The sequence below is a fragment of the Cyanobium sp. ATX-6F1 genome (assembly GCF_047395825.1).
Taxonomy (GTDB): Bacteria; Cyanobacteriota; Cyanobacteriia; order PCC-6307; family Cyanobiaceae; genus ATX-6F1.
The window spans coordinates 1-20,520 of record NZ_JBCEBF010000001.1 but is presented as its reverse complement, the minus strand read 5'-3'; the positions used below and the strand labels follow the sequence as shown (position 1 = coordinate 20,520).

Annotated in this window: 17 protein-coding genes and 3 pseudogenes; 6 read left to right on the top strand and 14 right to left on the bottom strand. The window is 59.7% G+C overall.

Annotation, left to right across the window (positions count from 1 at the left end):
* Position 1 precedes the first annotated feature (1 nt).
* The gene (locus tag AAF143_RS00100; protein ID WP_255004816.1) at positions 2-649 is read right to left on the bottom strand and encodes a hypothetical protein; all 648 of its coding nucleotides are present in this window, start codon (positions 647-649) and stop codon (positions 2-4) included.
* Positions 649-1,498: pseudogene (gene dapB, locus AAF143_RS00095) on the bottom strand (4-hydroxy-tetrahydrodipicolinate reductase). Before dapB ends, AAF143_RS00100 begins: the two are co-directional and overlap by 1 nt.
* Before the next feature lie 99 nt (positions 1,499-1,597).
* Between dapB and AAF143_RS00090 the strand changes: the two are divergent.
* Positions 1,598-5,594: pseudogene (locus tag AAF143_RS00090) on the top strand (magnesium chelatase subunit H).
* Between the two features lie 100 nt (positions 5,595-5,694).
* On the opposite strand, the gene AAF143_RS00085 reads toward AAF143_RS00090, so the two are convergent.
* Together AAF143_RS00085 and AAF143_RS00080 are read right to left on the bottom strand one after the other, a co-directional pair.
* The gene (locus AAF143_RS00085; RefSeq protein ID WP_414026325.1) at positions 5,695-5,994 is read right to left on the bottom strand and encodes a hypothetical protein; all 300 of its coding nucleotides are present in this window, start codon (positions 5,992-5,994) and stop codon (positions 5,695-5,697) included.
* A 7-nt stretch (positions 5,995-6,001) separates the two neighbouring features.
* Complete coding sequence (locus AAF143_RS00080; protein ID WP_255004806.1) at positions 6,002-6,376, bottom strand: hypothetical protein; 375 nt, start codon at positions 6,374-6,376, stop codon at positions 6,002-6,004.
* A gap of 189 nt (positions 6,377-6,565) precedes the next feature.
* Between AAF143_RS00080 and AAF143_RS00075 the strand changes: the two genes are divergently transcribed.
* Positions 6,566-7,234, top strand: a complete 669-nt coding sequence (locus AAF143_RS00075) for a cation:proton antiporter (RefSeq protein WP_414026324.1) — start codon at positions 6,566-6,568, stop codon at positions 7,232-7,234.
* The gene (locus AAF143_RS00070; RefSeq protein WP_414026861.1) at positions 7,225-7,806 is read left to right on the top strand and encodes a cation:proton antiporter; all 582 of its coding nucleotides are present in this window, start codon (positions 7,225-7,227) and stop codon (positions 7,804-7,806) included. The genes AAF143_RS00075 and AAF143_RS00070 overlap by 10 nt, the downstream gene beginning before the upstream one ends.
* A gap of 172 nt (positions 7,807-7,978) precedes the next feature.
* Here the strand turns inward: AAF143_RS00070 and AAF143_RS00065 are convergent, their stop codons facing one another.
* The 5 genes and pseudogenes from AAF143_RS00065 to AAF143_RS00045 all read right to left on the bottom strand — a co-directional run.
* Positions 7,979-8,191 carry a type II toxin-antitoxin system HicB family antitoxin gene (locus AAF143_RS00065; RefSeq protein WP_255004797.1) on the bottom strand — a complete coding sequence of 71 codons (213 nt, stop codon included), beginning with the start codon at positions 8,189-8,191 and terminating at the stop codon, positions 7,979-7,981.
* 89 nt (positions 8,192-8,280) lie between these two features.
* On the bottom strand, positions 8,281-8,439 hold the full coding sequence (locus AAF143_RS00060) for a DUF5615 family PIN-like protein (RefSeq protein WP_255004796.1): 159 nt from the start codon (positions 8,437-8,439) through the stop codon (positions 8,281-8,283).
* Positions 8,440-8,558: 119 nt separating this feature from the next.
* Positions 8,559-8,792 carry a DUF433 domain-containing protein gene (locus tag AAF143_RS00055; RefSeq protein WP_255004794.1) on the bottom strand — a complete coding sequence of 78 codons (234 nt, stop codon included), beginning with the start codon at positions 8,790-8,792 and terminating at the stop codon, positions 8,559-8,561.
* A gap of 224 nt (positions 8,793-9,016) precedes the next feature.
* Positions 9,017-9,298 (bottom strand): XRE family transcriptional regulator, encoded by a 282-nt coding sequence (locus AAF143_RS00050; protein WP_255004792.1) that lies wholly within the window; start codon positions 9,296-9,298, stop codon positions 9,017-9,019.
* Positions 9,298-9,471 (bottom strand): annotated as a pseudogene (locus AAF143_RS00045) (type II toxin-antitoxin system RelE/ParE family toxin); the annotation flags it as partial. The gene AAF143_RS00050 and the pseudogene AAF143_RS00045, both read right to left, overlap by 1 nt.
* Positions 9,472-10,212: 741 nt before the next feature.
* Between AAF143_RS00045 and AAF143_RS00040 the strand changes: the two are divergent.
* Genes AAF143_RS00040 through AAF143_RS00030 form a run of 3 tightly spaced genes read left to right on the top strand, consistent with a single transcriptional unit; the run spans position 10,213 to position 11,040 of the window.
* Positions 10,213-10,470, top strand: coding sequence for a DUF4160 domain-containing protein (locus tag AAF143_RS00040; RefSeq protein ID WP_315859577.1), 258 nt, complete (start codon positions 10,213-10,215; stop codon positions 10,468-10,470).
* 20 nt (positions 10,471-10,490) lie between these two features.
* Positions 10,491-10,739, top strand: coding sequence for a DUF2442 domain-containing protein (locus tag AAF143_RS00035; protein ID WP_255004790.1), 249 nt, complete (start codon positions 10,491-10,493; stop codon positions 10,737-10,739).
* Between the two features lie 58 nt (positions 10,740-10,797).
* Positions 10,798-11,040, top strand: coding sequence for an AbrB/MazE/SpoVT family DNA-binding domain-containing protein (locus tag AAF143_RS00030; protein WP_255004787.1), 243 nt, complete (start codon positions 10,798-10,800; stop codon positions 11,038-11,040).
* A gap of 186 nt (positions 11,041-11,226) precedes the next feature.
* Here the strand turns inward: AAF143_RS00030 and AAF143_RS00025 are convergent, their stop codons facing one another.
* From AAF143_RS00025 to AAF143_RS00005, 5 genes are all read right to left on the bottom strand, one after another.
* Positions 11,227-11,508, bottom strand: a complete 282-nt coding sequence (locus AAF143_RS00025) for a type II toxin-antitoxin system YafQ family toxin (RefSeq protein WP_255004786.1) — start codon at positions 11,506-11,508, stop codon at positions 11,227-11,229.
* Entirely contained in the window at positions 11,505-11,774 is a 270-nt protein-coding gene (locus AAF143_RS00020; protein WP_414026323.1) for a hypothetical protein, read from the bottom strand. The genes AAF143_RS00025 and AAF143_RS00020 overlap by 4 nt, the downstream gene beginning before the upstream one ends.
* A 137-nt stretch (positions 11,775-11,911) precedes the next feature.
* The gene (locus AAF143_RS00015; RefSeq protein WP_414026860.1) at positions 11,912-12,238 is read right to left on the bottom strand and encodes a HigA family addiction module antitoxin; all 327 of its coding nucleotides are present in this window, start codon (positions 12,236-12,238) and stop codon (positions 11,912-11,914) included.
* 228 nt (positions 12,239-12,466) lie between these two features.
* Positions 12,467-18,793, bottom strand: a complete 6,327-nt coding sequence (locus AAF143_RS00010; protein WP_414026322.1) for a beta strand repeat-containing protein — start codon at positions 18,791-18,793, stop codon at positions 12,467-12,469.
* 14 nt (positions 18,794-18,807) lie between these two features.
* A partial coding sequence (locus tag AAF143_RS00005) for a VCBS domain-containing protein (protein ID WP_414026321.1) occupies positions 18,808-20,520 on the bottom strand: 1,713 nt, incomplete at its 5' end.

Below are 20,520 nucleotides of genomic sequence, written 5' to 3'. Positions count from 1 at the left end.
CTCAGCGCAGGCGCCGCAGGCAGATCTCCTCAAACGCCGGCCGCAGCAGGAACGGATACTCCCCCACCCAGAGCTTCAGCTGGGGGATCCAGGCGTCACTGAGGGCGCCGACGCGGGAAAAATCCTTGCGCTCACTCAGCACCAGGCAGCGGATCACCATCCCCCGCCGCAGCACCTTGTGCTTCTTGTCCATCGGGAAGCGCAGCTGGCCCAGGTAGCCGTCCTCGTCTTCCAGCTCCAGGCACAGCCAGGTGCGCCGGTTCTCCACCAGCTCCAGGCGGCCGCGGGCATCGGCTTGCTCGCTGCGCTCCTCCACCCGCTCCTTGGTGAACAGCTCGGCGATCTCGCCTTCGAAGATCGCCGCCGCCGGGTAGCGCCTGAGGGTGGCGTTGCGCTGGCCGGCCTCGAGGATCGGCCCCCAGAAGATGTAGAGGGCGAACACCACGCCGATCACCAGCCAGACGGGGCCGAACTGGCTGCTGAAGGCCAGGGTCTGGCTGATCAGCAGCGAGAGCACACCACCGATCACGGCGATCAGCACCCGTTGCAGCAGCTTGCGCGGGTTGCCGGAGCAGGCATTGAACTGGGGGCCGGTGGCGATCGCGGGGATCAGCCGTTGCAGTTCACCGGGCTTGAGCGGCAGCAGCATCAGAGCAGGCGCTCAAGGCCATAGACGAGGCCGCTCAAGCTGCGCACCCTGCGCACACTGAGCAGCACGCCGGGCATGAAAGCGGACCGCTCGATCGTGTCGTGGCGCAGGGTGTAGGTCTCCCCGGGGCGCCGAACATCACTTCCTGGTGGGCCACCAGCCCCGGCAGGCGCACGGAGTGCAGCCGCAGTCCGCTGTCGCGCTGGCCGCCGCGGCAGCCGGCGAGGGTTTCGTGCTCCTCCACCTGGGGGCGTTGAAGGACTTGCCCAGCTCTTCGATCAATTCAGCTGTCTTGAGGCAGGTGCCGCTGGGGGCGTCGGCCTTGCGGTTGTGGTGCAGTTCGGTGAGCTCAGCGAAGTCGTAGAAGCGGGCGGCGGCGGCGGCGGCCTGCTGCAGCAGCACCATGCCGACGGAAAAATTGGGGATCACGGCGGCCCCCACCGAGGCCTTTTCGGCGAAGACGGCCAGCTCGGCCAGCTGCTCAGGGGAGAGGCCCGTGGTGCCGATCACCGGGTGCACCCCGTAGGCGATCGCGGCCCGGGTGTGCTCGTAGACCACCTTCGGGTGGGTGAAATCCACCAGCACGGCGCCGCCACCGGGGCCGGCCTGGCGCACCGCCTGGCTGGCGGCGCAGAGGCTGCCCTCGAGATCGGCCGTGATCGCCACCTCCAGTTCCCCGAGCCCCAGCTCCAGCCCGATGTCGGCCCCCTCCTTGCCGGCGGTGGTGTCGATCGCCCCCACCAGCTCGGTATCGGGTGCGGCGCAGACGGCCTTGATCACTTCGGCGCCCATGCGGCCCAGGGCACCGGCCACCACCACAGGGATCGGGCCGGGGATCGGTGAGGTCATGCCCCAAGGCTGAACTGCGCTGAGCCTATGGCCCCTGGCGGGGCGCCCGCTGGCCAGGCGAGCTCCGTAAGCTGCTTCACATTGCTCAATCGATCGCCGATGTTCACGCAGGTCCGCTCCGCCTCCCGCCGGGTCAGCCCTGTCGACCTGGGGAACCGTGCCCTGATGCGGGTGGTCTATGTGGTGCTCGAACCCCAGTACCAGAACGCCCTGACCGTGGCGGCCACCAGCCTCAACGAACAGAACAACGCCCTGGCGGTGGATTTGTGCGGCTACCTGATCGAGGAACTTCGTGATCCCCAGAACTACGCCGCCTTCTGCGCCGATCTGGCGGCCGCCGATGTGTTCATCGCCTCGCTGATCTTCATCGAAGACCTGGCCCAGAAGGTGGTGGAGGCGGTGGCGCCCCACCGCGATCGCCTCAAGGCGCTGGTGGTGTTCCCGTCGATGCCGGAGGTGATGCGCCTCAACAAGCTGGGTACGTTCTCGATGGCCCAGCTGGGCCAGAGCAAGAGCGCCATCGCCAGCTTCATGAAAAAGCGGAAGGAGGCCGGCGGCGCCGGTTTCCAGGACGCGATGCTCAAGCTGCTGAACACGCTTCCCACCGTTCTGAAATACCTGCCGGTGGAGAAGGCGCAGGACGCCCGTTCGTTCATGCTCAGTTTTCAGTACTGGCTGGGGGGAACGCCGGACAACCTGCGCAACTTCCTGTTGATGCTGGCCGATAAGTACGTCTTCCCCAAGGGAGAGGAGGGCCGCCCCGAGCTGGCGGTGGTCGATCCGGTGGTGTTCCCCGATCTGGGCATCTGGCACCCCCTGGCGCCGGGGATGTTCGAAGACCTCAAGGACTACCTCAACTGGACCGCCAGCCGCCGCGATCTCAGTGAGAGCGCCCGCTCGGGCCCGGTGATCGGTCTGGTGCTGCAGCGCAGCCACATCGTCACGGGCGATGACGCCCACTACGTGGCCGTGATCCAGGAGCTCGAATACCGCGGCGCCACCGTGATCCCGGTGTTCTGCGGCGGCCTCGATTTCAGCAAACCGGTGGCTGCCTTCTTCTACGACCCGCTGGATGCGGAGCGGGCGATCGTCGATGGGGCCGTCAGCCTCACCGGCTTTGCCCTGGTGGGCGGCCCGGCCCGCCAGGACCACCCCAAGGCGGTCGAAGCGCTCAAGCGGCTCAACCGGCCCTACATGGTGGCGCTGCCGCTGGTGTTCCAGACCACCCAGGAATGGGAGGAGAGCGATCTGGGTCTGCACCCGGTGCAGGTGGCGCTGCAGATCGCCATACCCGAACTCGATGGTGCGATCGAGCCGATCGTGCTGTCCGGGCGCGATGACGCCACCGGCATGGCCCACACCCTCCAGGACCGCGTCGACGCCATCGCCGAGCGCTCGATCCGCTGGGCCCAGCTGCGGCGCAAACCCCGCCACGAGAAGAAGCTGGCGATCACCGTGTTCAGCTTCCCCCGACAAGGGGAACGTGGGTACGGCGGCCTACCTCGATGTGTTCGGCTCGATCCACCGGGTGCTCGAGGAGATGAAGGCCAAGGGCTACGACGTGCAGGATCTGCCCCGCGACAGCAAGGCGCTGATGGAGTTGGTGATCAACGACCCCGAGGCCCTTGTGGGGGCGCCGGAGCTGGCGATCGCCCACCGCATGAGCGTGGCCGAGTACGAACGGCTCACCCCCTACTCCGAGCGCCTGGAGGAGAACTGGGGCAAGCCCCCCGGCAACCTGAACAGCGATGGCACCAACCTTTTGATCTACGGCCGCCACTTCGGCAACGTCTTCATCGGCGTCCAGCCCACCTTCGGCTACGAGGGCGATCCGATGCGCCTGCTCTACTCGCGCAGTGCCAGCCCCCACCACGGTTTCGCCGCCTACTACACCTATCTCGAGAAGATCTGGAAGGCCGATGCGGTGCTGCATTTCGGCACCCACGGCTCGCTGGAGTTCATGCCAGGCAAGCAGATGGGCATGAGCGACACCTGCTATCCCGATTCCTTGATCGGCGCCCTGCCGAACCTCTACTACTACGCCGCCAACAACCCGTCGGAGGCCACGATCGCCAAGCGCCGGGGTTATGCGGCAACCATCAGCTACCTCACCCCGCCGGCTGAAAACGCCGGCCTCTACAAGGGGCTCAAGGAGCTGGGCGAACTGGTGGGCTCCTACCAGCAGCTGCGCGAGAGCAGCCGGGGTGTGCAGATCGTCAACGCGATGGTGGAGACGGCGCGCCAGTGCAACCTCGATAAGGATGTGAAGCTGCCCGAGCAGGACGCCGCCGAGCTGAGCCGCGAGCAGCGCGATGACGTGGTCGGGGCGCTCTACCGCCAGCTGATGGAGATCGAGAGCCGGCTGCTGCCCTGCGGCCTGCACACGATCGGCAAGCCCCCCACCGCCGAGGAGGCGATCGCCACCCTGGTGAGCATCGCCGCCCTCGAGCGCGAGGAGGAGGGCTACCGCAGCCTGCCGGCTCTGCTGGCCGAGAGCATCGGCCGCACGATCGACGAGGTGTACCGCGGCAACGATGCCGGGGTGCTGGTTGATGTGGAGCTGAACCAACGGATCACCGAGGCCTGCCGCAAGGCGGTGGCCTCGATGGTGCGCGCGGTCACCGGCAGCGACGGCCGGGTGGATCTCAAGGGCCGCTTCGGCTGGTTCTTCGCCCTGCTGGAGCGATTTGGCTATGAGCGACCCAGCCCGTGGCTGAGCTCCTGCCGTGGCTCAGGCTTTGCGGCCGTCGAGCCCGCCGAACTCGACAAGCTGTTTGGCTATCTGCGCTTCTGCCTCGAGCAGATCTGCGCCGACAAGGAGATGGAGAGCCTGCTGCGGGCCCTCGATGGCGAATACGTGATCCCCGGCCCCGGTGGTGATCCGATCCGCAACCCGGGTGTGCTGCCCAGCGGCAAGAACATCCACGCCCTCGATCCCCAGTCGATTCCCACCCGCGCGGCGATCGCTGCGGCGAAGGTGGTGGTGGACCGGCTGATCGAGCGCCAGAAAGCGGAGCAGGGCGCCTGGCCGGAAACGATCGCCTGCGTGCTCTGGGGCACCGACAACATCAAGACCTACGGCGAATCGCTCGCCCAGATCCTCTGGTTCATCGGCGTCAAGCCGGTGGCCGATTCGCTCGGGCGGGTGAACAAGCTGGAGCTGCTCTCCTTGGAGGAACTCGGCCGCCCGCGCATCGATGTGGTGGTGAACTGCTCGGGGGTGTTCCGCGATCTGTTCATCAACCAGATGGGCCTGATTGATCAGGGCGTGAAGATGGCGGCGGAGGCCGATGAGCCGCTGGATATGAACTTTGTGCGCAAGCACAGCCAGGAGCAGGCGGCGGCCCAGGGAATCTCGATTCGGGAGGCGGCCACGCGGGTGTTCTCCAATGCCAGCGGCAGCTACAGCTCGAATGTGAACCTGGCGGTGGAGAACAGCACCTGGGAAGAAGAGGGCGAGTTGCAGGAGATGTATCTGAGCCGCAAAACCTTCGCCTTCAATGCCGACAACCCCGGTGAGATGAACCAGAACCGTGAGGTGTTCGAGGCGGCGATGAAGACCGCCGATGTGACCTTCCAGAACCTGGATTCAGCCGAGATCTCACTCACCGATGTGAGCCATTACTTCGATTCCGATCCCACCAAGCTGATTGCGGGCCTGCGTGATGACGGCAAGGCGCCGGCGAGTTACATCGCCGACACCACCACCGCCAATGCCCAGGTACGTTCCTTGAGCGAAACGATCCGCCTGGATTCGCGCACCAAGCTGCTCAACCCCAAGTGGTACGAGGGCATGCTCAATTCCGGCTACGAAGGCGTGCGTGAGGTGGCCAAGCGGCTCAACTTCACCCTGGGCTGGAGCGCCACCAGCGGCGCTGTGGATAACTTCGTGTATGAGGAGGCCAACGAGACCTTCATCAACGATTCGGAGATGCGAAAGCGGCTGATGGAACTCAACCCCCACAGCTTCCGCCGCATCGTTGGCACCCTTTTGGAGGTGAACGGCCGCGGCTACTGGGAAACCAGCGATGAGAATATCGCGCAGTTGCAGGAGATCTACCAGGAGATTGAAGACCGCATCGAAGGGGTGAGCTGATGGGGTGGCCTAAGGCCCTGATGATTGGGGGATGTTCGGAGACGTGTCGCTAGTTGGGAGCGTTGACTCCTCTCAGTCCCGGAGTAGGGACGCTGGCCACTCATTTCTTGCCGTAGGTGGCATCGTGATCGGGCGCGATGGTGAGCATGCGGATGAAGGCACCGTCACGATGGGCTGTGGCGCGACGAGACCGGCTGATGCGGAGTGAATACACGGCATCGATACCCTTGGGCGGCTTAATGCTTGTGATTTTCTCCCACTTGAGCCCAGGGTCGCGGTAGAGCTGATTCCAGGTCAGTTGGCGAATCTTGTTGAGCGTGTCGAGTGCTGCGTTGCGTTCGATTTTTTGCAGTGTCAGCAGGTGCTCCTGGAAGACGGGATTGTTGAGGTCCAGCTTCACCGTTGCGTCATCGCTTGGCATGGCCGAGGCGGTTCAGCGTGTGATCCAGATCAGAGTCGTTGGGCGCATGGTTGATCGACCACGCCATCGCGGCGTCCAGATCGGCAGCGGCCTTCGATTCGTGCAGCCAGAGCTCGTTGTCGGGAATCACGGTGGCGGAGCGCACGATCCACACCCCAGGCTCACGCTCTTCCACCAGGACCGGCCGGCCGGCGTATTGCTTGCCGAGGGAAATCTGACCATTGGCGCCCACCAGCTTGACCGCAGGGGCACGGGTTGCACGGGTCATGACGACGCGCCTTGATGGGTCTGCACGAAATTTTAGCTTTAGTGCGGCACGCAATCCAAGGTCTTCGACGGGAAGCAGCTTCGGCGGGCTCAACGCCCAAAGCCAGTTGGTGGGGCGGGGCCTCACAGCCGCCGCAGGATCAACCGCCTGGGCCCGGCCTGCCCCAGGCACTCCAGCTGCCCTGCTATCACGACTGGTGCAGCAGTCCCATTTCCGTTGGTCTTACTGGGTTTTTCAGCGAACTCTTAGGGTCCCTCCACTGGATCAACAGCCCGCCCGCCCATGACCCTGGAGCTCAGCACCCTGACCACCGTGCTGGTGGATGTGGCCCTGATCATGGTGGTCTCGAAGCTGCTGGGGGCTTTGTTGGCTCGGTTTCAGCAGCCGGCGGTGATCGGTGAAATCCTCGGAGGGATCGCGCTGGGCCCCTCGCTGCTGGGGGCGCTAGCGCCGCAGCTGCAGGCGAACCTGTTCGCTCCGGCGGCGCTGGCGCAGTTGCAGGTGCTCTCGCAGCTGGGGCTGATCCTGTTCATGTTCTTGATCGGATTGGAGGTGAGCCCGGAGCAGCTCAAGGGCCGGGTGCCCTTGGCCACGCGCATCTCCCTGGCGGGCGTGGCCTTGCCGCTGGCGATGGGCATCGGCCTGGGGCTGGGCCTGGAGACCTGGGCCCCGCAGTTGCTGCCGGGGGATTTCCGGCTGAGCGGGTTGCTGTTCCTGGGCACGGCGATGGCGATCACGGCCTTCCCGGTGCTCTCGCGCATCCTCAAGGAACGTGGCCTGCTGGCGCAGCCCCTGGGGCAGCTGGTGATCACCTGCGCCGCCATCGATGACGTGCTCGGTTGGACCCTGCTGGCGGCGGTGGTCTCCTTCAGCCGCTCGGGATCGCTGGCCGGGGCGTTGCCGGCCCTGGGGGCACGGCCCTCTGGGCCCTGGTGTTGCTGGTGGGCCTGAGGCCGCTGATGGGCCGGCTGGCCCGGCAGTACCGGCGCGCCCATGAACTCACTCCGCTGCTGCTGGCGCTGGTGTTCGCCGGGGCGATTCTCTCGGGCGTGGTGACCGAACTCACGGGCGTGCACGTGATCTTCGGGGCGTTTCTGTTTGGTCTGGCGTTACCCCGTTATGGGCCGCTGCGGCATTGGCTGGAGCTGCGCACCGAGCAGCTGGTGCTGACGCTCCTGCTGCCGATCTTCTTTGCGGTGAGCGGCCTGAGCACGCGCATCGGCAGCCTCAACAGCGCCGGGGCCTGGCTGACGCTGGCGGCGGTGCTGGCGGTGGCGATCGGAGGGAAGTATCTGGGCTGCTGGGGTGTGGCCCGAGCCGGCGGGCTGCCCGCGAAGGAGGCCCAGGCGGTGGGCTGGCTGATGAACACCCGCGGCCTCACCGAACTGGTGATCCTCAACGTGGGCCTGAGCCTGGGGGTGATCAGCACCGAGCTGTTCACGATGATGGTGCTGATGGCCCTGATCACCACGGCGATGGCGGCGCCGCTGCTGCAACGGTTGGGTTATGGGGTGGGGGGCTGATCGGAGTTGATCACATAGCGCCCAGCGGCGAGATCGGCGCGGGTTTCTTCCAGCGCCTGCAGGAGGTCGTCGCTCAATTGATCGTCTGAGTCTGCTGAATTGTAGAAAAAGGGTTTCATATCAGGATTCGCACCACTTCTGATGGCTTGAGAACAGGAAGTCGGCCCAAGATTCAGCTCGCGATGTGTATCTGTTGAAGCCCGACGAAATCACCTTCTAGCTGTGGTTGTCCGTCTTCCAGAAGCATTCCAATCACCTCCTCAAGATTGGTTTGCAATTCATCAAGGCTTGCCGCCTGGCTATGGGCTCCCGGAAAGCCGGGCACGTAGCCGACCAGCAGCCCGGTCGTGGGGCAGCGTTCGACGACAGCGGAGTAGGTGGTCATGGGCTTGGTGGTGTTGTCACCATTCTGCTACGGGTTCTGGGTCACCTGAACGGGCCAGCGATCGGCTTGCCCCGATGGGCCGACAGTCGTCAGGGCTTGCGAAGCGTGAGCAGGGCGGTGTTGGGTTCGCTGATGAAGGCCTCGATGGCGTTGATGTGGGTCAACAGGATCCGCAGGATCACCGCGGAGCTGGAGTTGCCGACCACCAGCCAGATCACCTGCGGTGGCGCCCCGCGCAGCAGGCTCAAGCTGCGAACATCATTTTATCTATGCACATGCTTGCTGCCCGGGGACTGCGTTGCGAGTGGTCTGACAAGCCGAGGGCTGAGATTTTCATCCAACAGCAAACGGCCGGCCATGGCACTGCTCAGGCCACGGTGAGTTCGCTGAGCCGCTTCTCGCGTTCGGCGGCGTAGCGCAACACGGCCTGGATGTGTTCAGGCTGCAGATCGGGGAAATCAGCCAGGATTTCCTCTTGGCTCATGCCTCTGGCGAGGTACGCGAGCACATCCGATACGGTGATGCGCGTTCCGGCCATGCACGGCTTACCGCTGCGTACGCCTGGTGTGCAGGTGATCAGGGGTGGAGAAGGTGACGTCATGAGGTGTGAGCGGGGGTGCAGGAAATTTTCCCATTCTGACGTGGGCCATCAAGGGGTCGTCGTCGGATACCTGGCGGCCAAGGGGTGTGCTCTGAGCGGTTGGAGGGCTGCCAACAAAGCAGTCGTAGGCGATGGGCTCTCTGATGAACACCCGCGGCCTCACCTAACGGGTAAATCTGAATCTGGTTCAGGCCCATCCTTCAAAGTAGGTATTGGGCAAGCTATTACGTAAGTTCGATTTTGAGAGTTTTACCTACAGCTGTTGCTGCCCTCCCGAGCGTCGAGAGAGTGACCGAGCGATTCGAGGGATCAAGGAGACGATCCACTACCGGTCTGCTCGTCTTCATACGCTGCGCCAACTGAGTTTTCGTTAGCTGTGCGCGCCTCATCTCCTGAGCGATCTGAAAGGCGACGACACGCTTTGCGGCAACGGCCTCTGCATCATCCAGGAGACGCTCGTCGCGGAGGAAATCATTAAAGTCGCTGCCAAGATGTTGCTCGTCCATCATTTTGATCCAAGTAGTGTGGCAAGACGTGCTTTCGCGGTTTTGAGTTCCGCCGTCGGCATCTTGGCCGACTTTTTTACAAAGCCGTGAAGGAGGATCATGGCGTCATCTTCAACAGTGAAAATTACACGCGCGATACCTTTGTCGATATCCGACCTTACCTCCAAAAGACCGGGCTCTAGCTTGCATCAACGGCATACCCAAGGGCCTTGCGATCCTCACGCTTTTGGTCCAGTAACCACTCTCTCACCGGTTCTCTCCCTGACTGAGAATGAAAGAAGAGGACCCGCAGGATGGGGGGTTTGCCCACGACGGTAGGAGCCTGTATGGCGAAATTGTACCAAAAATGATGCAGTTAGCAACGAGGCCGCTGAGCCAAACAAAAGGCCCGAGCGGCTCGGGCGGTTGTGGTGTAGCCGAACACCCTCCGCCTCAGCGAACTGGTGATCCTGAATTTGCTTCAGGCGCAGGCAAGCGGGAAGGGTTTGATTGCTGAGAGTTGGTCGGCGAGCAGCCGGGACTGAACTTTCAAGTCAAAGGAGACTTGGAGCCGAAGCCAGTAGCCCTCACTCAGCCCAAAGAACCGAGAGAGGCGCAGATTCTGTTACGAGGCACGCCAATCGCTTTGGCGAGGGCATTGGCGCTGAGCCCCATGGGCACAAGGAACTCCTCTTGTAGGATTTGACTGGGGGGATGGGGGTGCAGAAGCTGTGCCATAGGACCTCGAGTGTTAGGTGTTCAGTGATAATCAACGATTTCAACATCGCTAGCCTCGTCAGCTGACCAGACAAAGCAAAGGCGGAATTGGTCATTGATGCGGATCTTATACGGAGCCTAATGAGGCAATGGCTTGTCCATTAGATTGGCCTTGACCTGAGTTTTGCGACTGTCCAATTTTACGCTATTGTTTATAGATGCCAGTTATCAGCCGCTTCCTTGGGATCGCAATAGCTATCCTTTATCGAGATCACGATCCACCACATTTCCATGCAATCTATGGCGAGTATGAGATCACGGTCAACATTGCTGATGGCGTTGTCACCGGTCAATTTCCAAGGAGAGCTCTTTCTCACGTGTTGGAGTGGTACCAGCAGCATCGCGATGAGTTGATGCTTGACTGGGATCGAGCGCGTCGCCACGAGGCGCTATCGCCGATTTCACCTCTTGAGTAGTTCCTTATTTTGTATCCATCATGCTTCACGTCACATCTGCTCAAGTCATTGCTGGGCATCGCCTATTGCTTCATTTCGACGACGGGACCCATGGAGAGGTTGACATGGCTGAGCAGCTGACAGGTCCAATCTTTGAAGAGCTTCTTGATCCCGATCAATTCAAAGAAGCCTATCTCGATCCTGAGCTGCGAACAGTCTGCTGGCCCAATGGTGCCGACTTCGCACCAGAGTTTCTCAAGGGCTTGGTCTTGCAAAAGCAGCCCGCCTAACAACAAGATCCAGCAACAGCATGATGGCGGATACTCTTCGTATAGCCGCCATCGGGCCATGGGAACACGGGTGCAGAAGTGGGCAAACAGCCTTGGTGTGCGGATCCCACGCGCCCTTGCCGAAGAGGTCGGAGTCGTTCCTGGCTCAGAAGTCAGTCTGAATGTTGTTGAGGGTGAGCTGATCATGAAGCCGACATTTCCTGTTCGGTTCAAGCTGGAAGATCTGCTCTCAGGCATCACTCCTGACAACCTTCATTCAGCCGTGGACAATGAAGAGGCCGTTGGCGTGGAGTTCTTCTGATGCCGGCCGCCTATGTCTTCGATCGTGGACCCGCACATCAGCAGGCCAAGCAAAAGCTCCCATCTTCGCACCATCTTCTGTCTGAATGGTGCCGATTTCGCGCCGGAGTTTCGGAAGCGCTTGATCGTGTAAAAGCAGCCATCGACGCTGCCGCAATGGTTGGGCTATGGGGCGACGGCGCGTAAGTCAGCCTCTGTAGATCGCATCATGATCGCCGATGTCGATGAGAATCAATTGATTCCCTTCGATTAAGAATTCAAGGGTGATCCGGTAGCTCATGTTCATCGAAACGGAATGAAGGCCCTTGTGCTTGCCTTGGAGTGGATGCAGGCGCAGGGAGGGGTGATAAGGGTTGGCCTCAAGTAGGAGCAGGATTTTCAGGTAAAGCTTTGATTGTTCCGGATGCTGTTTGAGGAACTTTTTTGCCTTTTTTGAAAAGTGGCCGGTAACGACGAGCGTCCAATTCACAGATCATCGGATTCCATTTGCTCCAATCGCTTGAGATGGTCTTCAGCGGACTCCACCACGAAGCGACCGGCGGCGAGATCGGCGCGGGTTTCGATCAGCGCCACTTCGAGTTCACATTCCCGCAGGTGTTGGTAGTGCTCGGCGTCCATCAAGACGTAGCGAAGCTGCCCGCGGACGCTCACTCCCACCTCAGGGCCCTGCTGAAGGGCCTCAGCGATGGCTCCAACCCCACGCATTTTGAGCTCATTGGCTGAAATCGACTGCATCACCACACCTTTAATCGTACGATTCATAATACCAAGAAAAGCCCTGAGCGGGTTGGATGCCAGCCAATGAGACCCCAGGCGATGGGCTCTCTGATGAACATCCGCGGCCTCAGCGAACTGGTGATCCTGAATTTGCTTCAGGAACAGGCCAGCTGGAAGGGTTTGATCGCTTTGAGTTGGTCGGCGAGCAGCCGGGACTGAACCTTCAAGTCAAAGGAAACCTGGAGCCTAAGCCAGTAGCCCTCACTCAGCCCAAAGAACCGAGAGAGGCGCAGATCCGTGTCTGCGGTGATGGCTCGATCACCCTTGAGGATCAGCGAGATTCTGTTACGAGGTACGCCAATCGCCTTGGCGAGGGCATTGGCGCTGAGCCCCATGGGCACAAGGAACTCCTCTTGCAGGATTTCACCGGGGGGATGGGGGACAAAAGCTGGGCCATGGGGCCTCGAGTGTTCGGTGTTCAGTGGTTGTCGTTACGTAGATCCTGAACTGGCTTTTGCGGTCTCCAGAGAGGCGCTCGAGGCGGTTGCGCGGAAGGACTTGATCCCATTTCAGATGTTACTCGGCTCGTAGCACTTGAGTCGTAGGTTCGCTGTCGATTGAGGCCCGCATCAGCAAGCCAAACAAAAGCCCCGAGCGGCGAACCGTTCGGGGAAAGGGGCAACATCGGGCCGCCAATGCGGCAGTTGCGATCACACGTGGGCGGAGTAGTCGTCCATGTGGACGTCGTGGATGGTGTGGGTGTCGTAGAGGTCGTGGAAGTGGTTGTCGAGGGCGGCGATGACGTCGCTGCCGTCGGCATGGCCGGCCGCATCGTGTTCGATGGCGGTGGGATCCACCAGGCCATGGTCCTGGAGATCCTGGGCGATGTGGTCGATCACCTGCTGGTGAATGTCGTGGTACTGGTCGGCGGTGATGCCGTGATCGGTGATGAAGGAGCTGACCGCCACATCGAGCTCATAGACCACATCGTTGTGGGTGAGGATCGTGCCATCGGTGTCGTTGGCGTGGAGGTTGGTGAGGAAGGTGTCGACCAGATCTTGAACATGGGTGGCGGGCAAGGCGGCGATCGCCGCATCGAGCGCATGCTCGGTGGTGGTGGTGGTGCTTTCGGTCGTGCTGGCCGTCACGGTGGTGGCGTCGGGCACGGCTGTTGCATCGGACACAACTGTTGCGTCTGGAATCAATGCGCTGTGATCGGCGCTGGTGTCGGCCGTTGCCAGCGATGCCGTGAAGGTCACATCCTGGGCGAGGCCCGTGGTGCCATCGGCATAGGAGTAGGTGGTGCTGCCGTGAACCAGCACATCGCCACCGGCGGCCGAAGCCACATGAGCATCACTGGTGAGGTCGATGCTGGTGATGCCGGCCTCGGGGAGGGTGTGGAATTCACCCGCATCGGTGACACCATCAGCGTTCTTGTCGACCCAGATGCCGAAGTCGGCGAACTTGGCATCGTTGGCATCAAAGACACCGTCGTGGTTGGTGTCGAAGGCCAGCCTCAGCCCCTCGAGGTCGGTCGTGGCACCAGCGGCGTACTGGACGAAGGCGATCTCGGAACCATCGTTGGCGATCTGGTCGTGGTTGTGGTCATAGACCAGCAACGCATCGCCAGCGGCAATCCAGGCCGTCTGCTCGGCATAGCCGTCGCCGGCGTAGTCGAAGTGGGCGGTGGAAGTGGCGAGGGCTTGATAGGTAATCGCGCCATCGTTGTTGGCATCGAGGGCGATGGGGGCGATTGCGACCAAAATATCTGTCTGAGCAATCGTGTTGACAGAGTTGAACGCAACGGTTGAAGTCGTGGCGTCTGCCCAGGTCACCTGAATTTGAACAATGCCGCCTGACTGAGTCAAAATTGAAGCAGAAGACGCACCTTTAAATATTATTTTATCTACGCCGGTTGTGAAGTCAGTGATTGTATCCGCTTCGCTTGCCGCAACATCTGCTTTCGCGTAGATAAACGAATCTTTGCCTCCACCTCCAGTGAGAACATCCGAGCCAAGTCCGCCATTAATTTCATCAGCCAAGTTTCCACCATAGATCCAGTCTTTGCCGGCCTCGCCATTCAGAACGTTGTTACCAGTGAGCGATCCATAGATTACGTCTGAGCCAACGTTATTGGTGGACGGAGCTGTATCGGCATTCACTACGATTCCGTCATTGCCAGGATTGATATAGTTGAAATTTAGCGTGAGTGATCGAGCCTGATCGTTCCCAGATGTGTTGTCATCATAGAGGATTTCAATATTCTCTCCGGTAGATAAGGGGTTCGCGGCAAGGTACTGAGCAAGGGTTTGAGTGCCAGTGGTAACAGGTGTGGCGCCGCTACCATTGGTAACGGTCCCGGCTGTAACTTCGAGCACACTTGCGAGTTGTATATTCTCGAAAAGGCGACCGTATGTGACATCTCCCACCCCATTGTTGACGTTGTCATATTGCCATGATTGATTGATTCCCGATCCGTTGGCATGGGAGGTATCATTCAGAACGACAGCAAATAACTTACCATCAACTCGTACAAAGACAGATACCTCATTCGTCGCATTGGTGATTGAAGAATTGATTTCATTGTCTTTGTAGGGAACCGTAAAAGGAGCGTTTTGAAAATCGGTGATAATGGTAAAACTTGTTGCGGAATAGTCGGGTAAATTTGCCAAGCCCGCTGATACGGTTAGGATTCCATTTTGCACATTACCAGAGGTGAGTGGATTAGTGCCGTCGCCAACTTGGCCGGAATCAAATTTACTTTCTCTTTCGGCAAGTGTGTGAATGTAGAGAGTATTGCTCGATGAGTCACCATCATTGTCAATAAACTTAAACGCAAAGTTAATATTTTCAATAGCTAAATCAGCATCTACTTTATAGTAGAGGTCGGGAATCGTGCTAAATGATTGGTTGACGGTTACGGCTGTGTAGGAACCTGAGTTTAGATAATATAGGGACCCCTCTGCTGGAAGGCTTGTGATCACAAAGCTCTGTAACCCATCGGCTCCAATGGCCAATTGAGAAGCAGCTTGAAAGATTGATGGTGTAACCGAATAACCATTGGCATAGGTGCCCGTGAGGTTGGCAGGGTCACTGGGTACCCAGAGTTCAAATGAGTTCGAACTAGGCACGTCATCAATAACCTTGATATCAAGAATGGCGGTATCGGTATCACTATCGGTATCGGTGACGGTGACAGTGAGTGATTCGGTGAGGCTGTTGATGCCCTGACCGCTGGCATGGGTCAGGGTGTTGTCATCGAGGAGATATTCGTAGGTGAATGTGCCGCCAATGATGGCGCCAGTGCCATCGGTGACGGGTGTAAAGCCCGTGATGGTCAGGGTTCCATAGGCCGCGGTGGTGACGACGGTGTCATCACCGGCATAGACGCCATTGGTAATCAGAGCGGTGGAGCCGATGGAGACATCATCGGTGCCATCAAGCGCCGAGAAGGAGAAGGAGCCTGTTTTGGTGAGAGCGGCAGCATCGGGGCTGGAGCCATCAGCAAGATTGGCCTCGTTGACGGTGACTTCCGGTCCTTGATTGTCGAGGCCGGTGATGGTGACACCGTCATTGGTGCCGTTGATGGTGATCGTCAGCTGTGATGGTGAGGTGTCCTTGTCAGCATCGGTGATGACGTAGCTGAAGACTTCAGTGAGGCTCTGGTTGGCATTGAGGCCCTGCACCACGGAGTTGGCGTTATTCAGCTCATAGGAGTAGGAGCCATCTGCCTTGAGGGTGAGAGTGCCGTACAGGCCGGCCAACTCAGAACCCACTGTTCCTGTGGACTGACCAAAGGTGACGGCGGTGACGGTTGCGGTATCAGCGCCCTGGGTATCGGCGACGCCATCGGTGCTGTTGCTATCTGGGTTGAGGCTGACATCGACGCCAGTCAGGACATTGCCTGTGGCAACGACGGAAGGCCCGTCTTCTTGGACGGAATCGGTATCAGCGGCGGCCGTGGGGATATCATCAATAACCTTGATATCAAGAATGGCGGTATCGGTATCACTATCGGTATCGGTGACGGTGACAGTGAGTGATTCGGTGAGGCTGTTGATGCCCTGACCGCTGGCATGGGTCAGGGTGTTGTCATCGAGGAGATATTCGTAGGTGAATGTGCCGCCAATGATGGCGCCAGTGCCATCGGTGACGGGTGTAAAGCCCGTGATGGTCAGGGTTCCATAGGCCGCGGTGGTGACGACGGTGTCATCACCGGCATAGACGCCATTGGTAATCAGAGCGGTGGAGCCGATGGAGACATCATCGGTGCCATCAAGCGCCGAGAAGGAGAAGGAGCCTGTTTTGGTGAGAGCGGCAGCATCGGGGCTGGAGCCATCAGCAAGATTGGCCTCGTTGACGGTGACTTCCGGTCCTTGATTGTCGAGGCCGGTGATGGTGACACCGTCATTGGTGCCGTTGATGGTGATCGTCAGCTGTGATGGTGAGGTGTCCTTGTCAGCATCGGTGATGACGTAGCTGAAGACTTCAGTGAGGCTCTGGTTGGCATTGAGGCCCTGCACCACGGAGTTGGCGTTATTCAGCTCATAGGAGTAGGAGCCATCTGCCTTGAGGGTGAGAGTGCCGTACAGGCCGGCCAACTCAGAACCCACTGTTCCTGTGGACTGACCAAAGGTGACGGCGGTGACGGTTGCGGTATCAGCGCCCTGGGTATCGGCGACGCCATCGGTGCTGTTGCTATCTGGGTTGAGGCTGACATCGACGCCAGTCAGGACATTGCCTGTGGCAACGACGGAAGGCCCGTCTTCTTGGACGGAATCGGTATCAGCGGCGGCCGTGGGGATATCATCAATAACCTTGATATCAAGAATGGCGGTATCGGTATCACTATCGGTATCGGTGACGGTGACAGTGAGTGATTCGGTGAGGCTGTTGATGCCCTGACCGCTGGCATGGGTCAGGGTGTTGTCATCGAGGAGATATTCGTAGGTGAATGTGCCGCCAATGATGGCGCCAGTGCCATCGGTGACGGGTGTAAAGCCCGTGATGGTCAGGGTTCCATAGGCCGCGGTGGTGACGACGGTGTCATCACCGGCATAGACGCCATTGGTAATCAGAGCGGTGGAGCCGATGGAGACATCATCGGTGCCATCAAGCGCCGAGAAGGAGAAGGAGCCTGTTTTGGTGAGAGCGGCAGCATCGGGGCTGGAGCCATCAGCAAGATTGGCCTCGTTGACGGTGACTTCCGGTCCTTGATTGTCGAGGCCGGTGATGGTGACACCGTCATTGGTGCCGTTGATGGTGATCGTCAGCTGTGATGGTGAGGTGTCCTTGTCAGCATCGGTGATGACGTAGCTGAAGACTTCAGTGAGGCTCTGGTTGGCATTGAGGCCCTGCACCACGGAGTTGGCGTTATTCAGCTCATAGGAGTAGGAGCCATCTGCCTTGAGGGTGAGAGTGCCGTACAGGCCGGCCAACTCAGAACCCACTGTTCCTGTGGACTGACCAAAGGTGACGGCGGTGACGGTTGCGGTATCAGCGCCCTGGGTATCGGCGACGCCATCGGTGCTGTTGCTATCTGGGTTGAGGCTGACATCGACGCCAGTCAGGACATTGCCTGTGGCAACGACGGAAGGCCCGTCTTCTTGGACGGAATCGGTATCAGCGGCGGCCGTGGGGATATCATCAATAACCTTGATATCAAGAATGGCGGTATCGGTATCACTATCGGTATCGGTGACGGTGACAGTGAGTGATTCGGTGAGGCTGTTGATGCCCTGACCGCTGGCATGGGTCAGGGTGTTGTCATCGAGGAGATATTCGTAGGTGAATGTGCCGCCAATGATGGCGCCAGTGCCATCGGTGACGGGTGTAAAGCCCGTGATGGTCAGGGTTCCATAGGCCGCGGTGGTGACGACGGTGTCATCACCGGCATAGACGCCATTGGTAATCAGAGCGGTGGAGCCGATGGAGACATCATCGGTGCCATCAAGCGCCGAGAAGGAGAAGGAGCCTGTTTTGGTGAGAGCGGCAGCATCGGGGCTGGAGCCATCAGCAAGATTGGCCTCGTTGACGGTGACTTCCGGTCCTTGATTGTCGAGGCCGGTGATGGTGACACCGTCATTGGTGCCGTTGATGGTGATCGTCAGCTGTGATGGTGAGGTGTCCTTGTCAGCATCGGTGATGACGTAGCTGAAGACTTCAGTGAGGCTCTGGTTGGCATTGAGGCCCTGCACCACGGAGTTGGCGTTATTCAGCTCATAGGAGTAGGAGCCATCTGCCTTGAGGGTGAGAGTGCCGTACAGGCCGGCCAACTCAGAACCCACTGTTCCTGTGGACTGACCAAAGGTGACGGCGGTGACGGTTGCGGTATCAGCGCCCTGGGTATCGGCGACGCCATCGGTGCTGTTGCTATCTGGGTTGAGGCTGACATCGACGCCAGTCAGGACATTGCCTGTGGCAACGACGGAAGGCCCGTCTTCTTGGACGGAATCGGTATCAGCGGCGGCCGTGGGGATATCATCAATAACCTTGATATCAAGAATGGCGGTATCGGTATCACTATCGGTATCGGTGACGGTGACAGTGAGTGATTCGGTGAGGCTGTTGATGCCCTGACCGCTGGCATGGGTCAGGGTGTTGTCATCGAGGAGATATTCGTAGGTGAATGTGCCGCCAATGATGGCGCCAGTGCCATCGGTGACGGGTGTAAAGCCCGTGATGGTCAGGGTTCCATAGGCCGCGGTGGTGACGACGGTGTCATCACCGGCATAGACGCCATTGGTAATCAGAGCGGTGGAGCCGATGGAGACATCATCGGTGCCATCAAGCGCCGAGAAGGAGAAGGAGCCTGTTTTGGTGAGAGCGGCAGCATCGGGGCTGGAGCCATCAGCAAGATTGGCCTCGTTGACGGTGACTTCCGGTCCTTGATTGTCGAGGCCGGTGATGGTGACACCGTCATTGGTGCCGTTGATGGTGATCGTCAGCTGTGATGGTGAGGTGTCCTTGTCAGCATCGGTGATGACGTAGCTGAAGACTTCAGTGAGGCTCTGGTTGGCATTGAGGCCCTGCACCACGGAGTTGGCGTTATTCAGCTCATAGGAGTAGGAGCCATCTGCCTTGAGGGTGAAGTGCCGTACAGGCCGGCCAACTCAGAACCCACTGTTCCTGTGGACTGACCAAAGGTGACGGCGGTGACGGTTGCGGTATCAGCGCCCTGGGTATCGGCGACGCCATCGGTGCTGTTGCTATCTGGGTTGAGGCTGACATCGACGCCAGTCAGGACATTGCCTGTGGCAACGACGGAAGGCCCGTCTTCTTGGACGGAATCGGTATCAGCGGCGGCCGTGGGGATATCATCAATAACCTTGATATCAAGAATGGCGGTATCGGTATCACTATCGGTATCGGTGACGGTGACAGTGAGTGATTCGGTGAGGCTGTTGATGCCCTGACCGCTGGCATGGGTCAGGGTGTTGTCATCGAGGAGATATTCGTAGGTGAATGTGCCGCCAATGATGGCGCCAGTGCCATCGGTGACGGGTGTAAAGCCCGTGATGGTCAGGGTTCCATAGGCCGCGGTGGTGACGACGGTGTCATCACCGGCATAGACGCCATTGGTAATCAGAGCGGTGGAGCCGATGGAGACATCATCGGTGCCATCAAGCGCCGAGAAGGAGAAGGAGCCTGTTTTGGTGAGAGCGGCAGCATCGGGGCTGGAGCCATCAGCAAGATTGGCCTCGTTGACGGTGACTTCCGGTCCTTGATTGTCGAGGCCGGTGATGGTGACACCGTCATTGGTGCCGTTGATGGTGATCGTCAGCTGTGATGGTGAGGTGTCCTTGTCAGCATCGGTGATGACGTAGCTGAAGACTTCAGTGAGGCTCTGGTTGGCATTGAGGCCCTGCACCACGGAGTTGGCGTTATTCAGCTCATAGGAGTAGGAGCCATCTGCCTTGAGGGTGAGAGTGCCGTACAGGCCGGCCAACTCAGAACCCACTGTTCCTGTGGACTGACCAAAGGTGACGGCGGTGACGGTTGCGGTATCAGCGCCCTGGGTATCGGCGACGCCATCGGTGCTGTTGCTATCTGGGTTGAGGCTGACATCGACGCCAGTCAGGACATTGCCTGTGGCAACGACGGAAGGCCCGTCTTCTTGGACGGAATCGGTATCAGCGGCGGCCGTGGGGATATCATCAATAACCTTGATATCAAGAATGGCGGTATCGGTATCACTATCGGTATCGGTGACGGTGACAGTGAGTGATTCGGTGAGGCTGTTGATGCCCTGACCGCTGGCATGGGTCAGGGTGTTGTCATCGAGGAGATATTCGTAGGTGAATGTGCCGCCAATGATGGCGCCAGTGCCATCGGTGACGGGTGTAAAGCCCGTGATGGTCAGGGTTCCATAGGCCGCGGTGGTGACGACGGTGTCATCACCGGCATAGACGCCATTGGTAATCAGAGCGGTGGAGCCGATGGAGACATCATCGGTGCCATCAAGCGCCGAGAAGGAGAAGGAGCCTGTTTTGGTGAGAGCGGCAGCATCGGGGCTGGAGCCATCAGCAAGATTGGCCTCGTTGACGGTGACTTCCGGTCCTTGATTGTCGAGGCCGGTGATGGTGACACCGTCATTGGTGCCGTTGATGGTGATCGTCAGCTGTGATGGTGAGGTGTCCTTGTCAGCATCGGTGATGACGTAGCTGAAGACTTCAGTGAGGCTCTGGTTGGCATTGAGGCCCTGCACCACGGAGTTGGCGTTATTCAGCTCATAGGAGTAGGAGCCATCTGCCTTGAGGGTGAG

What these genes read in the sequence shown, in the direction of transcription:
- AAF143_RS00100 (WP_255004816.1), bottom strand. Translation starts at nt 649, where the DNA reads ATGCTGCTGCCGCTCAAGCCCGGTGAACTGCAACGGCTGATCCCCGCG.
- AAF143_RS00075 (WP_414026324.1), top strand. Translation starts at nt 6,566, where the DNA reads ATGACCCTGGAGCTCAGCACCCTGACCACCGTGCTGGTGGATGTGGCC.
- AAF143_RS00065 (WP_255004797.1), bottom strand. Translation starts at nt 8,191, where the DNA reads ATGACCACCTACTCCGCTGTCGTCGAACGCTGCCCCACGACCGGGCTG.
- AAF143_RS00055 (WP_255004794.1), bottom strand. Translation starts at nt 8,792, where the DNA reads ATGACGTCACCTTCTCCACCCCTGATCACCTGCACACCAGGCGTACGC.
- AAF143_RS00050 (WP_255004792.1), bottom strand. Translation starts at nt 9,298, where the DNA reads ATGGACGAGCAACATCTTGGCAGCGACTTTAATGATTTCCTCCGCGAC.
- AAF143_RS00040 (WP_315859577.1), top strand. Translation starts at nt 10,213, where the DNA reads ATGCCAGTTATCAGCCGCTTCCTTGGGATCGCAATAGCTATCCTTTAT.
- AAF143_RS00035 (WP_255004790.1), top strand. Translation starts at nt 10,491, where the DNA reads ATGCTTCACGTCACATCTGCTCAAGTCATTGCTGGGCATCGCCTATTG.
- AAF143_RS00030 (WP_255004787.1), top strand. Translation starts at nt 10,798, where the DNA reads ATGGGAACACGGGTGCAGAAGTGGGCAAACAGCCTTGGTGTGCGGATC.
- AAF143_RS00020 (WP_414026323.1), bottom strand. Translation starts at nt 11,774, where the DNA reads ATGCAGTCGATTTCAGCCAATGAGCTCAAAATGCGTGGGGTTGGAGCC.